This is a genomic window from Microbacterium sp. NPDC003461 (genome assembly GCF_053588335.1).
The window spans coordinates 1-12977 of sequence record NZ_JBSFPT010000020.1 but is presented as its reverse complement, the minus strand read 5'-3'; the positions used below and the strand labels follow the sequence as shown (position 1 = coordinate 12977).

15 protein-coding genes are annotated in these 12977 nt (G+C 71.7%); 8 read left to right on the top strand and 7 right to left on the bottom strand.

What is annotated here, in order from left to right:
• Window positions 1-213 precede the first annotated feature (213 nt).
• From ACWDR7_RS09220 to ACWDR7_RS09205, 4 genes are all read right to left on the bottom strand, one after another.
• Complete coding sequence (locus tag ACWDR7_RS09220) at window positions 214-942, bottom strand: VIT1/CCC1 transporter family protein (RefSeq protein ID WP_449854620.1); 729 nt, start codon at window positions 940-942, stop codon at window positions 214-216.
• A 24-nt stretch (window positions 943-966) separates the two neighbouring features.
• Window positions 967-2895 carry a heavy metal translocating P-type ATPase gene (locus tag ACWDR7_RS09215; RefSeq protein ID WP_449854619.1) on the bottom strand — a complete coding sequence of 643 codons (1929 nt, stop codon included), beginning with the start codon at window positions 2893-2895 and terminating at the stop codon, window positions 967-969.
• A 124-nt stretch (window positions 2896-3019) separates the two neighbouring features.
• Window positions 3020-3268 carry a chromate transporter gene (locus tag ACWDR7_RS09210; protein ID WP_449854661.1) on the bottom strand — a complete coding sequence of 83 codons (249 nt, stop codon included), beginning with the start codon at window positions 3266-3268 and terminating at the stop codon, window positions 3020-3022.
• Complete coding sequence (locus tag ACWDR7_RS09205; RefSeq protein ID WP_449854660.1) at window positions 3208-3477, bottom strand: chromate transporter; 270 nt, start codon at window positions 3475-3477, stop codon at window positions 3208-3210. The genes ACWDR7_RS09210 and ACWDR7_RS09205 overlap by 61 nt, the downstream gene beginning before the upstream one ends.
• Window positions 3478-3632: 155 nt before the next feature.
• On the opposite strand from ACWDR7_RS09205, the gene ACWDR7_RS09200 reads away from it, so the two are divergent.
• The 6 genes from ACWDR7_RS09200 (at window position 3633) to ACWDR7_RS09175 (ending at window position 7582) form a co-directional block, all read left to right on the top strand.
• Window positions 3633-3929, top strand: coding sequence for a hypothetical protein (locus tag ACWDR7_RS09200; protein WP_449854618.1), 297 nt, complete (start codon window positions 3633-3635; stop codon window positions 3927-3929).
• 129 nt (window positions 3930-4058) lie between these two features.
• On the top strand, window positions 4059-4787 hold the full coding sequence (locus tag ACWDR7_RS09195; protein WP_449854617.1) for a hypothetical protein: 729 nt from the start codon (window positions 4059-4061) through the stop codon (window positions 4785-4787).
• A 2-nt stretch (window positions 4788-4789) separates the two neighbouring features.
• A complete protein-coding gene (locus tag ACWDR7_RS09190; RefSeq protein ID WP_449854616.1) occupies window positions 4790-5203 on the top strand; it encodes a phage holin family protein in 414 nt (137 codons plus the stop codon).
• Window positions 5200-5763 carry a DUF3618 domain-containing protein gene (locus ACWDR7_RS09185; RefSeq protein ID WP_449854615.1) on the top strand — a complete coding sequence of 188 codons (564 nt, stop codon included), beginning with the start codon at window positions 5200-5202 and terminating at the stop codon, window positions 5761-5763. Before ACWDR7_RS09190 ends, ACWDR7_RS09185 begins: the two co-directional genes overlap by 4 nt.
• A 65-nt stretch (window positions 5764-5828) precedes the next feature.
• Window positions 5829-6935 (top strand): YihY/virulence factor BrkB family protein, encoded by a 1107-nt coding sequence (locus tag ACWDR7_RS09180; RefSeq protein ID WP_449854614.1) that lies wholly within the window; start codon window positions 5829-5831, stop codon window positions 6933-6935.
• 38 nt (window positions 6936-6973) lie between these two features.
• Window positions 6974-7582 carry a GyrI-like domain-containing protein gene (locus ACWDR7_RS09175; RefSeq protein ID WP_449854613.1) on the top strand — a complete coding sequence of 203 codons (609 nt, stop codon included), beginning with the start codon at window positions 6974-6976 and terminating at the stop codon, window positions 7580-7582.
• 83 nt (window positions 7583-7665) lie between these two features.
• On the opposite strand, the gene ACWDR7_RS09170 is transcribed toward ACWDR7_RS09175, so the two are convergent.
• From ACWDR7_RS09170 to ACWDR7_RS09160, 3 genes are read right to left on the bottom strand one after another with little or no spacing between them, the layout of a single operon-like run.
• Entirely contained in the window at window positions 7666-8517 is an 852-nt protein-coding gene (locus tag ACWDR7_RS09170; protein ID WP_449854612.1) for an endo alpha-1,4 polygalactosaminidase, read from the bottom strand.
• Window positions 8514-9140, bottom strand: a complete 627-nt coding sequence (locus ACWDR7_RS09165; RefSeq protein ID WP_449854611.1) for a rhomboid family intramembrane serine protease — start codon at window positions 9138-9140, stop codon at window positions 8514-8516. Before ACWDR7_RS09165 ends, ACWDR7_RS09170 begins: the two co-directional genes overlap by 4 nt.
• 4 nt (window positions 9141-9144) lie before the next feature.
• Entirely contained in the window at window positions 9145-10794 is a 1650-nt protein-coding gene (locus ACWDR7_RS09160) for an ATP-binding cassette domain-containing protein (RefSeq protein WP_449854610.1), read from the bottom strand.
• 247 nt (window positions 10795-11041) lie between these two features.
• Between ACWDR7_RS09160 and ACWDR7_RS09155 the strand changes: the two genes are divergently transcribed.
• Window positions 11042-12145 (top strand): mechanosensitive ion channel family protein, encoded by a 1104-nt coding sequence (locus ACWDR7_RS09155; protein ID WP_449854609.1) that lies wholly within the window; start codon window positions 11042-11044, stop codon window positions 12143-12145.
• A 41-nt stretch (window positions 12146-12186) separates the two neighbouring features.
• Window positions 12187-12819, top strand: a complete 633-nt coding sequence (locus tag ACWDR7_RS09150; protein WP_449854608.1) for a DNA-directed RNA polymerase subunit beta — start codon at window positions 12187-12189, stop codon at window positions 12817-12819.
• Window positions 12820-12977 lie beyond the last annotated feature (158 nt).

The following is a 12977-nucleotide window of genomic DNA, read 5'->3' as shown; positions in this document are numbered from 1 at the left end:
AACGTTGGCAGAGGTTCGGGCCTTGTTCATGTCTGCGGCCCAGGTCAGCGCGTTAGCGTTGACCTGCGGATCGAGGAGCATTTCGAAGGGCCGGTGCGCGTGACGGGCGCCGACGACGGCTACAGGAATCTACTGCACCCCGTGGGCCTGATGATGCTGGCCGGAGCTTGAACGCCACCTTCACGGTCAGCTGGGTTCAGCGGTCGTCTCCGCTCAGCCAACAGCGACGCCGAAGAGCAGGCCGATGAGGTAAGTCGCAATCATCGTCGCTGAGCCCATCACCACGTTCCGGAGGATGGCCCGGCCGCGCGGGGCCCCGCCGAGCGCGGCGCTGATCCAGCCGGTGAGGAACAAGCCGATCACCACTGCAACCGCGGCGATCCAGACGCGATTCTCGCCGAATGGCAAAAGGATCATTACGAGCGGGATGAGCGCTCCCAGCGCGAACGAGACGAATGACGAGACAGCCGCCGCCCAGGGGCTGGTGAACTCTTCGGGGTCGATTCCAAGTTCAACCTCTGCATGGGCTGCGAGGGCGTCCTTCGCGGTGAGCTCGACCGCGACCTGATGCGCGAGGTCGTCCGAGAGCCCACGCTGACGGTAGAAGCCGGCGAGTTCTTCGAGTTCTTCCTGAGGTATGGTCTCGAGTTCCCATTTCTCCTTGGCGATCAGCGCCTTCTCGGTATCGCGCTGGGTGCTCACCGAAACGTACTCGCCTCCGGCCATCGAGAATGCGCCAGCGACCAATGCGGCGATTCCTGCCGTGGCGATCGCGAGAACGTTGTTCGGGGTAGCCGCTGCGACACCGATCACGACGCCAGCGGTCGAGACGATGCCGTCGTTCGCTCCCAGTACCCCGGCGCGCAGCCAGTTGAGTCGCTGGCCGGTGCCCCGGTCGTGAGGTTCGCCGGGATGGGCTTGGGGTGCTGTTTTTCTAGCCATGGCTCGGTGCCTCCATAGTGATTCTCAGTGGGTTCGCTGGCTCTCTCGGCCTGTCAGCGGTGTGCGCTGTGCGCCGTCTGCGTTGGCTCGCGACGCCTTGAGTTTGCGCTCGGCGCGCGGGCCGACGGCGCGCAGCGCGCCCAGGATCGCGACGAGGTCGACGACTTCTTGGAGCCAGGCCCCGATCAACGCGGGAAGGAACCCGAACGCTGCGACGAGCATGAGACCCACGCTGATGATGATGCCGAGCCAGATGCTCTGGAGAGCGATCCGCACCGTGTCCTTTCCCACGCGTACCGCCAGGGGGAGGGAAGCGAGGGTGTCGTACCGGTTCACAATGTCGGCGGACTCGCTCGCGGCGGTCGCGCCCCGAGCCCCCATCGCGAAACCGATATCGGCAGCGGCGAGCACCGGGGCGTCGTTGAGGCCGTCGCCGACCATGATGAGCGGCCTGGGCTGCACCGTGCTCACGATGCGTACTTTGTCGGAGGGCCGGCACTCGGCGTGCACCTCGTCGATGCCGAGGCTCGCGGCGATCGGCTCGGCAGTGGTCGCCACGTCGCCGGTGACCATGAGCGTGCGTTCGATCCCGAGCCCGTGCAGCTCGTGGAGCGCCTGCGCAGCCTCGTCCCGCGTCTGGTCGCGCATCACGATCGCGCCCGCGAAGCGGTCGTCGACGGCGACGTAGATCGCGAGCTCCCCGGGCTCCAGCGGGGCGAGCGCGAGGGTCGGGGCGAACTCGCGGAGCCAGGAGGGCTTGCCTACCCGTACCGTCGCCACCGCACCGTTTGTGCTGTCGGACGCGAACTGCGCGGCGACGCCGTTGGTGGCGATCTCCTCGGCTCCGAGCATTTCCAGCAGCGGATATCCGTGCTGCTTGGCCGCCGCGACGACCGATTCTGCGAGCACGTGGGACGAGTGCACCTCGGCCGATGCGGCGAACCGGAGCACGCTCATCTCGTCGAAGCCGGGCTCAGCAAGGATGCGTTCGAGCACGGGCCGCCCGGTCGTGATGGTGCCGGTCTTGTCGAACGCCGCGGAGCGTACCCGCGAGAGCTGTTCGAGAGTGCCGCCGCCCTTCACGATAAGCCCGAAGCGCGCAGCCCGGCTCATGCCGCCGAGGAACGCGACCGGTGCGGCGATCAGCAGGGGGCACGGCGTTGCGACCACCAGCACCTCGGCGAATCTGACCGCCTCCCCGCTGGCCACCCATGCAACGCCCGCGATGACGAGCGAGAGTACCGTGAACGGCACCGCATAGCGATCGGCGAGCCGCACCACTTTCGCCTTGCTGCCCGCGGCCTGCTCGACCAGACGCACGATCTGCTGGTACTCGCTGTCTGAGGCGAGCGCGACAGCCCGCATCGTGACCGCACTCGCACCGTTCACCACTCCGCTGGAGACGCGCTCGCCCGCCACGCGCTCGACCGGCAGGCTCTCACCCGTGAGCGAGGATTCATCGAGCACAGCATGCTCTGACACGAGCACCGCGTCGACCGGTACGAGCGCGCCGGGCCGTACAAGCAGCAGATCGCCGACCTCGACGGCTTCGACCGGCACGTCCTCGGCGACCGCCTCGAGGGTTGAGCGGCCCGCCGGGGCGGCCTCGTCGCGCAGCAGCCTGGTGGCCTGCTGCGGGGCTTTGCGCAGCAGCGCGGTGAGCTCGCGCTTGGAGCGGTTCTCAGCGTAGTCTTCGAGGGCCGCGCCGCCGGTGAGCATGAGCACGACCACGAGCGCGGCCCACGGCTCACCGACGAGCACAGCCGCAGTGATCGCGGTGACCGCGAGGATGTCGAGCCCGGCGTGGCCTTTGAGGAGCTGGCGGATCATGCCGACCGCCTCCCACGCTGCGATCGCCAGCGCATACGCGCCGACGAGCCACGGGGCGGTTTCTCGGGCAGGGGTGGTGAGCAGGATCAGGCCGACCATCGCGATCAGCAGGGTCGCGAACACCAGCGGATACGCCTTGGCTGCGGCAGAAACTCGTCTCACGCTGCAAGCTTCCCAGATCGCGGGCGTCGGCGCATCGCAGGCGGGCCTTGCCTCAGCATGCTTCGGTCTCGGCCGAGGGCGTGGTTCAGAGCAGCAGCGCCCCCAGCCCAGCGGCTCCCAGCACCACCGCCCAGGCGGGAGCCTTCCACGCGGTCAGTGCGACGAATGCCACTGCGACGATTACGAGAGAGTGCGGTCCGGTGACGCCCTCGGTGAACACCGGATCGTACAGGGCCGCCGCGAGCAGGCCGACGACTCCCGCATTCACGCCCTTCAGCGCTCGCTGCACCCTCGGGGCTCGGCGCAGCCGATTCCAGAGCGGCAGTACGCCGATGATGAGGAGGGCCGAGGGGAGGAAGATCGCGACGAGGGCGATCGATGCTCCGAGCGCCCCGAGGGGCCGCTCGTCGTGACCGCGCCAAGGAAAGCGGAGAACGTGAACAACGGACCAGGCACCGCCTGCGCGGCTCCGTACCCGGCCAGGAACGCGCCGGGCTCTACGAGCCCTGTCTGCACCGTCTCCGCCTGCAGGAGCGGCAGCACGACATGGCCGCCCCCGAACACGAACGAGCCCGCACGGTAGAAGAGGTCGAACAGACTGAGTGCCGCATGTCCTGTCGCTGTTGCGAGGATCGGGAGGGTCACCAGCAGCAGGGCGAACGCGATCAGGCAGCCGATCGAGACTGCCGCCGACCCTCGTGCTCGGCGTGCTGATCCTGTACGCCACGCTCCTGCTCGACAACACCCTGCTCGTGTGGATCGTCGTGCCCGACGAGCTCATCGAGTCGGAGCTCGGCCACGCCGACACCCTCGCATCGACGCTCGCGATGGCGTGGGCGTTCACGACCATGGGCATGCTGGCCGGAGCGCTCGGATCGAGCCTGGAGTCGGACGAGGCGATGCGCCAGGCGGCGTACGGCCGGCGCGAGAGCCACCGGCTGCAGACGCTCGAGTCGGAGCCGGCGCCGGACGAGGGGCCCGCCAGGGGAGCGTGACGTCGCGCCCGTCGAGACCCTGCCCCTGCCACGAATCCGCGCCCAGGTCAACTGGGGAGCGAAACCCGGAGCGATCGCGTTTCATCGTTGGCGAACCCACTGTCCGAAATCGGTGAGGAAGGGAAGCCAATGTCGCAGAGCTATATACCAGGTGCGGGGCCCGGAGCGGAGTCGGAGCAGGGGAGCAGGACCGACGCCGCCAAGCAGGAGGCCGCCGAGCTGAAGGACACCGCCCAGGCCGAGGCGGGGCACGTCGTCGAGACGGCCAAGCAGGAGGCCTCGGCTGTCGGCCAGGAGGTCAAGACGCAGGTCAAGGACGTCTACCGCCAGACCACGCAGGAGCTGCGGGAGCAGGCGGCGACGCAGCAGCAGCGCGTGGCCGAGGGCCTGCGCTCGCTCGGGCAGCAGTTCGGATCGATGGCGCAGGGCTCGCAGGAGCAGGGCATGGCCGTCGACCTCGTGCAGCAGGCGTCGCAGCGGCTCACCGACGTGTCGAGCTGGCTGGGGGATCGCGATCCCGGATCGCTGCTGAACGAGGTGAAGTCGTTCGCGCGGCGCAAGCCGGGGGTGTTCATCGTCGGCGCCGCCATCGCCGGCATCGCCGCCGGGCGCCTCACGCGCGCGCTCGCCGAGGACGCCCGCGAGCAGCACGGCTCCGACGGCACCGGAACCACCGGTGGCGGCGGGGCGGTCCCGCCGCCTCCGCCCGCGGCGCCGGCCTCCGCGGTCGCGGCGGCCCCCGTGGCCGAGCCGGGAGCGGCCGGTCCGACGGGCACCGGCCTCACGGCGGAGCCGACCCCCGCCTACGAGCGCACGCGCGCCGGCTGGGACGGCACGCGTCCGTCCGAGGGGGTGTGACGGTGACCGATCCGACCCCGTCCGAGGAGAAGGCCGCCACGACCTCGCTCGGCGACCTCCTGAGCGAGGTCACCGGCGACATCTCGGCCCTGTTCCGCAAGGAGGTCGAGCTCGCAAAGGCGGAGCTGAAGCAGTCCGCGACGCAGGCGGGCGCCGGCGCCGGCATGTTCGCCGGCGCCGGCTACGCCGCGATGATGGCCGTGTTCTTCCTGAGCGTGGCGCTCTGGTGGGCGCTCGGCGTGCTCATGGGGCTCGGCTGGTCGGCGGTGGTCGTGGCGCTCATCTGGGCCGTCGTCGCCCTCGTGCTGTTCCTGATGGGACGCAGCCGCCTGAAGCAGGTCAAGGGGGCGCCGCAGACCGTGGAGTCCCTGCAGCAGATCCCCGACGCGATCAAGAGGAATGAGGAGAACCGATGACTGATTCACCCGATGCCATCCGTGCCGACATCGACCGCACGCGCGACGAGCTCGGCCGCGACGTCGACGCCCTGGCCGACAAGGTCAGCCCGTCGAAGGCGATGCACCGGCAGACCGACAAGGTGAAGGGTGCCTTCACCTCCGTGCGAGAGCGGATCATGGGCGCCGCCGACGACGCCGCGTCCTCGATGCAGGGCGCGGGATCGGGCGTCTCGGACGCCGCGCACCGCGTCACGGCGAAGGCCGAGGGCAATCCGCTCGCCGTGGGCCTGATCGCCTTCGGCGTGGGGTTGCTCGCGTCGTCGCTGCTGCCCAGCTCCGAGAAGGAGAAGGAGCTCGGCGCGAAGGTGAAGGAGCAGGCCCAGCCGCTCATGGATGAGGCCAAGGGTGTGGCGCAGGAGATGGGCGAGCACCTGAAGGAGCCCGCGCAGGAGGCCGCGACCGCCGTGAAGGAGACGGCCGAGAACGCGGTCACGAACGTCCGTGACGAGGCGCAGGGGGCGGCGGAGTCGGTGAACGACCGAGTGCAGCAGAGCCGCCAGAACCTCACCGAGAGCTGATAGACGCGACACCGGGGGCGGTCGCGCACGGCGCGGCCGCCCCCTCCCACTCACGAGGAGCGAACATGGCCCGATCGACCGCCTCTCCGGAGCGCGCCCGGACGGACGCGCCGAGCCCGGAGCATCCCGACAAGCCCGATTCGCTGGCCGAGATCACCAAGCCGTCGTGGATGTACGTGCTCCGCAAGTCGGTGCGCGAGTTCTCGACGGACGAGTGCATGGACCTGGCCGCGAGCCTGACGTACTACGCAACCCTGGCGCTGTTTCCCGCCCTCATGGCGGTGTTCTCGCTGCTCGGCGTGATCGGGCAGGGGCAGCAGGCCGCCGACGCGCTGCTCGGCATCGTCGCGTCCGTCGCGCCCGGCGACACGGTCGAGACGCTGCGCGGCCCGATCGAGGAGATCGCGGCGTCGCCGGCGGCCGGGTTCGCCCTGATCAGCGGTGTCGTCCTCGCCGTCTGGTCGGCGTCCGGCTACGTCGGCGCGTTCACGCGCGCCATGAACCGGATCTACGAGATCGAGGAGGGGCGCCCCTTCTGGAAGCTGAAGCCGACCCAGCTCATGGTCACCCTCATCGCGATCCTGCTCGTCGTCGTCGCGGGCCTGCTGCTCGTGGTGTCGGGGCCGATCGCCCAGTCCGTCGGCGAGGCGATCGGCATCGGCGAGGTCGGGGTCACGGTCTGGCAGATCGCGAAGTGGCCCGTGCTCGCGTTCATCGTCGTGCTGATGGTGGCGGTGCTCTACTACTTCACGCCCAACGCGAAGCAGCCGCGGTTCCGCTGGATCAGCGCCGGCGCCGTCATCGCGATCGTCGTGCTCGCGATCGCGTCGGTCGGGTTCGGCATCTACGTGGCGAACTTCTCCAACTACGAGCGCACCTACGGCTCGTTCGCCGGCGTGATCATCTTCCTGCTGTGGCTGTGGATCACGAACATCGCGCTGCTGTTCGGCGCGGAGTTCGACGCCGAGCTGGAGCGCGGGCGCGAGCTGCAGGCGGGCACGGCGGCGGAGGAGCGGATCCAGCTGCCGCCGCGCGACACGCGCAAGATCGACAAGGCGCAGGAGGCCGAGCGCAAGGACGTCGAGGCCGGGCGGCGGATCCGGATCGAGCACGGCCCCGACGGCGAGGGCAGCGACGATGGCGACGGCCGCGGCGACGACGTGCGCCGATAGCGATCCCCGCCCCGCCGACGCGGTGGCACGATGGGCGCATGGCGGACAAGGTCGATCTCGCGAAGACGCTCGACTCCTATCGCGCCCGCCGCGGCGAGTTCCGCGTCGTCGACGTGCCGGCGATGCGGTATCTCGCGATCGACGGATCCGGTGATCCCAACACCTCGCCGCGGTACCGGGAGGCGCTCGAGACCCTCTATCCCGTGGCGTACGCGGCGAAGTTCGCCAGCAAGGCGGCCGGGCGCGACTACGTCGTGCCCCCGCTGGAGGGGCTGTGGTGGGCCGACGACATGGCGTCGTTCACGACGGCGCGCGACAAGTCCCGCTGGCACTGGACGATGCTGCTCCTGCTGCCGGACTGGATCGACGACGCGGCGGTCGATGCGGCGGTCGCGCGAGCGGCGGCGAAGCGCCCGCCACGGCTGGACGAGCTGCGGGTGCAGGGGCTCGAGGAGGGGCGATGCGTGCAGACGCTCCACGTCGGCTCCTTCGACGACGAGGCCCCGGTGCTCGCGCGGCTGCACGACGAGGTGATCCCGGGGCTGGGCCTGCGCATGACGGGCCGCCACCACGAGATCTACCTGAGCGACCCGCGCCGCACCGCGCCCGAGCGCCTGCGCACGATCCTCCGCCAGCCGGTCGGCTGAGGGCGGCGCGGACCGCCGGCATCCCGCCGAACGCGACCGAGATCGGACGGGCCGGCGGCCGCGGCGCGCGCGTCCAGGCGGCGTCAGCAGGCCTCGTAGCGGTGCCCGGGGGCGTGCTGCCCGACGAGCCCGCGGTCGCGGAGGATCGTGAGCGGCGCGCGGTCGGGCAGCGCGCACACGTCGGCGAAGGTCAGCCCCGCCTCGCCGAGCGCGTCGGGGTACTCGATCTGCAGCACGTGCGGGCCGTACACCGCGGCGTAGGCGTCGCACTCGGCGTAGGCGCCGCACTCCTCGACCACCGCGAAGTCGAAGCCGATCTCCCGCGCCTCGCCGGCCGCCTCGGCGGCGTTCTTCTGCGCGATCGCGAGGTCGCGCGCGTGCGCCGCGTCGGCATACGCCGCGGCCAGCCGCAGCGCCCCGTCGCGATCGACGCCGGGGAACCGCGTCCACGTGTCGAGGTTGTCGATCTCCACCGCGTCGAAGCCCGCCGCGGCGCACCCCTCGATGACGGGGAGGATCTCCTCGAGGATGCCCGCGCGCTGCGCTGCCGTCGAGGGATCGAGCACGCGCTCGTCCGGCCACTCCGGATCGGCGACGGCGCGGCCGGCGTCGTCGCGCAGCAGGAGCGACTCGTCCCACGACGCGCCCGGCTGGGTCTGGAACCCGTTGACGTAGCAGACGCTGTAGGCGCCGGCGAGGGGCGCGGCCGTGGCGTCGCGGACGACGACGTCGATCGGCGAGCCGTCGGGCAGCGCGTCGTCCGTGCCGCCCAGCTGGTAGTCGAACGCGCCGGAGGTCGGGGGCAGCGCGGGGCCGTCGCCCCCGGCGGAGGCGGCGCACCCCGCGAGGAGCCCGACGAGCATCGCCGCCGCGAGCAGGGCGACGGCGCGGCGGCGACGCGCGGCGGGAGCTGCCGGCGGGCGACCGGGCGTCACGGTGCCGACGTGGGTGCCGGCGTGGGCGTGCGCCGTGGCCGCGTGGCGATCGCCGCGACGCCGCCGCCGACGGCTCCGAACAGGTGCGCCTGCCACGAGATGCCCTGCGCCGCGCCGAAGATGCCCGTGAGCATCGTGCTGCCGTACAGCGCCGCGACCGCCAGGGCGATGAGGGCGTAGAGGATGCCGTGGCCGAGCGAGCGCGCCACGAACGCCCGCACGAGCAGGTATCCGAAGTAGCCGAACACGAGGCCGGAGGCGCCCACGGTGAGGGTGCCCGGCGCGTTGACGATCCACGTGCCGAGCCCGCCGACGACGGCGACGATCGCGGTGACGCCCCAGAACCGCCCGACGCCGTCGAGCGCGACGAGCAGGCCGAGGATCGCGAACGGCACCGAGTTCGACGCGAGGTGCGCCGCGTCGGCGTGCAGCCCGGGGGAGAGCAGCACGCCGTCGAGCCCGTCGAGCGCCCACGACTCGATGCCGTACTCGGCGTTCCAGCTGCCGGGCAGCACGGCGTCGAGCCACCGGACGGCCCACATCACGGCGAGGAGGATCAGCGGCTGGGCCACGCGGGCGAGCAGGCCGCCGCCGGAGCGGGCGGGGGCCGGGGTCGTCGTCATGCGTTCATCGTCGCACCTCGATCCGCGGCCAATCGCCGAGATCTCGCAGGAGTTGCCGATCGTGCGTGGCGACGACCACGGCGGCCGGGGTCGCGCGGAGCGCCGTGGTGAGCTCGTCGACCAGGGCGATCGAGAGATGGTTGGTCGGCTCGTCCAGCAGCAGCACGTCCGGGCGCTCCGCGAGCCGCAGCGCGAGCTCCAGGCGCCGTCGCTGCCCCTGCGACAGGCGCGTCACCGGGGTGCGCAGTGCCTCGCGCGGAAGCAGCCCCAGCGATCCGAGTGCGATGGCGTCGCGCTCGGCGATCGTGCGGGTCGACAGCAGCCGCCCGACGTGCCGTTCATATGCCTCGCGAGCGGTCAGGGATTCGTCCGGCAGGGACGTCTCCTGCGCGACGAGGGCGATCCTGCCCGTCCTCCTGATCGCGCCGTCCGCGGGGATCGTGCCCGCCAGCGCGCCGAGGAGCGTCGACTTGCCAGCGCCGTTCGGGCCCACGACGAGCACGCGGTCGCGTGCCGAGAGCTCGAGATCGACGGCTCGCTCCAGACGTTCCGGGACGCGGACGTCCGCGGCGCGCAGGAGCACACCCGCGCGGGGTCGCAGCTCGGGGAAGGCGAGCACCGCGGGCGGAGGCGGCACCGTGACCCGATGGCGCTCGAGGGCCTCCTGATCGCGGCGAAGAGCCTGCACCACCCCGGGCGCGTGGGACTGGCGCTGGTGCTTCCCGGTGCCCTTGGGTGGGCGCCATCCGGTTTCGAGACGATCCTGGGCCGTCCGCACCGCGTCCTCGAGCCGCGCGTGCTCCCGCCGCTGGTCGGCGTGCTCCTGCTCCCAGCGCTCGCGCTCGCGACGACGGCCCTCCGTCCACCCGTCGTAGCCGCCGCCGTACAGTCGGGGGCGGCCGTCGCGGCTGGGGTCGAGGTCGAGGAACTCCGCCGCCGTGTCGCGCAGCAGCGCCCGGTCGTGGCTGACCAGGACGACGCCGCCGCGGTGGGCGCGGATGCGATCGGTGAGGAAGGCGAGCCCGTCGGCGTCGAGGTGGTTGGTGGGCTCGTCCAGCAGCAGCAGATCGTGCTCGGCGCCGAGGAGGCAGGCCAGGCGCACGCGATACCGCTGGCCGACCGAGAGCGAAGCGAGGGGGCGCGACCGGTCGGTGCACGCGCTCAGCGACTCGAGCGCGACGTCGACCCTGCGGTCGGCGTCCCACGCGTCGAATCGGATCGCCGCGTCCAACGCGCGGGCGTACCGATCGTCCGCTCCGTCGTCGCCGTCGGCGAGAGCCGACGTCGCGGCGTCGAGGGCCTGCAGTGCCGCGCGGGCGCCGCGCAGCGCCTCATCGACGATGTCGCCGATGATCGCGCCGCCGGCCGCATCGAGCTCCTGCTCGGCGAGCCCGATCGTGCCGACGCGCGTCACCGTGCCGGCATCGGGCGTGAGCAGGCCGGCGCACACGTGCAGCAGGCTCGTCTTGCCGCGGCCGTTCTCGCCGACGATCGCGAGTCGCGAACGTGCCGACACGGTGAACGAGGCCTGGTCCAGGATGCGGTCGCCGCCGCGGATCAGGGTGATGCCGGAGACGACGATCTGCGCCGTCTCGCCGGCGGGGAGGGGAAGGGATTCGAAGGACCCGGAGGATCCGGGGTGAAGAGGGGACAAGGTTTCTCCGTCGCTCGCAGGGAGCCGGGAGGGTCGTCCAGGGGCATGACGATCACCGCCCGGCAGATGCCGGGACGGCGGAGCAGGTCGTGGGAGGGCGCCGCCGTCAGCGGGCGGTGCGGATCCTCATCGACGCGATGCCTGTGTACCTCATGCCTCCATGATCGCACCACGCGGCTGAGCGCCGGCCCGAGGTGCCTGGGCGGCGCCTGGACAGCGCGGGCGGCGCCGCGGTTACCGTGGGGACATGGACGCTGAACTCGACGACGTCGTGGACACCGTGGCGGCCAACCCGTGGACGTCCTGGCTGGCGGTGGGGATCGCGGTGGCCGGATCGATCGCGCTTGCGCTGATCCTCGCCTTCGTCTTCAGCCGCGTGACGGCCGCGCTCGAGCGCCGGCATCGCGTGTTCGTCGAGCTGCGCGCCCGCTTCACCCGGCCGCTGTTCTGGATCGTCGCGGTCCTCGGCCTGTGGGCGACGGTGCCGCGCTTCATTCCGCAGGACCTCGAGGCGCTCGCCGGCGGGGTGGAGTACGGGCTGCGGCTGTGCGTGATCGGCGTCGTCGGCTGGATCATCGCGAAGGTGCTCATCTTCCTCGTCGACGGCGCCATGGTGCGGCAGGACCACGTCGTGGTGGACGAGTTCACCGCGCGGCGCCGGCGCACGCAGATCCGGATGATCCGCCGCCTCGTCATCGCCGTCGTCGCCGTGCTCACCGTCGCGGCCATGCTGCTGACGATCCCGGGAGCGGAGACGTTCGGGGCGTCGCTGCTCGCCTCGGCCGGCGTCGCGTCGATCGTCGCGGGCCTCGCCGCCCAGTCGACGCTCGGCAACCTCATCGCCGGCATGCAGCTGGCGTTCTCGAACGCGCTCAAAGTGGGCGACACGGTCGAGGTGGGCGGCGAGTTCGGCACGGTCGAGGAGATCACGCTGACGTACGTCGTCGTGCAGATCTGGGACGATCGGCGCCTCGTGCTGCCCTCGACCTACTTCACGACCACGCCCTACACGAACTGGACGCGCAACCAGACCGCCCTCACCGGCACGGTGTTCGTCGAGGCCGACTACACGGTCGACGTCGACGCCGTGCGCGCCGAGCTCATGCTCATCCTCGACGCCGCCCCGGAGTGGGATCGCCGCAGCGCGGCGCTCATCATGTCGGACGCGGTGGGCGGGGTCGCGCAGCTGCGCGCGACGATGACGGCCGCGAACGCCGACGACCTGTGGAACCTGCGGTGCCACGTGCGCGAGAAGCTCGTGTCGTTCATCGCCACGCAGCGCCCGGACGAGCTGCCCCGGCGGCGCTCGCTCGTGGCGGGCTGGGGCGACGAGCGCGGCGCCGACGCGTGAACGCGGCCCCGCGGGGCGCCCGCCGGTCGTAGCCTGGATGGATGAGCAGCGACGAGTTCCACAAGCCGGTGAAGCGGCCGTCGGAGACGTTCGACCGGCTGTTCGCCGCCGAGGACCCGGCCGAGGTCTCGCGCGCGGCGCACTCCACCGCGCAGGCGCTGCTCGCGCGCGTGCGGCACGAGGCCGACGATCGCGTCATCGATCGGCTCATCTCGTTCACCGACCGCCACGGCATCGACGACATCGCGGAGCTGTGGTCGCGCTCGCCCGCGCGCACCCTGCCCGGATCGCTGTGGCGGCTGTACCTGCTGCAGCTGTCGATCCACGACGATCCGCAGACGGCGTCGCTGATCTACGAGCGCGGGCGCACGGAGCTCGCGTCCGCGGATCCGGTGGTGGCGGGCGCTCCCATGCCGGCGGGCCCGGCCGAGCTCGTGGCGCTCATCGACACGATCCTGCGCGGCGCCTTCACGGGCGACTTCGCCGGAGCGCTCGAGCGGGCGGCCGCCTTCTGCCGCGTGCAGGCCTCGGGTGCCACGCACCTCGCCGACGACTACGAGCCGAGCGAGCCGGAGCGCGCCAGCGCCCTCACGTCGCGCGCCCTGCGCCTGTCGACCTACGCGGGCGACCTCACGACGGCCGCGCGCCTGTGGCGCCGGGAAGCGCTGGCTTGATTTTCTGAGTCTGCGCCGCTCGGGCACCGCTTCGCGGTGCCGCTCGCGTGCTCGCGTCGGCGCTCCCGTGCTCGGCGCGCTCTGCTGTGTTCTGCTCGCGCTCGCCGCCGCCCGGTCACTCATGCACCGCCCGCGACTGCTCGCGAGGGTTCCGATCG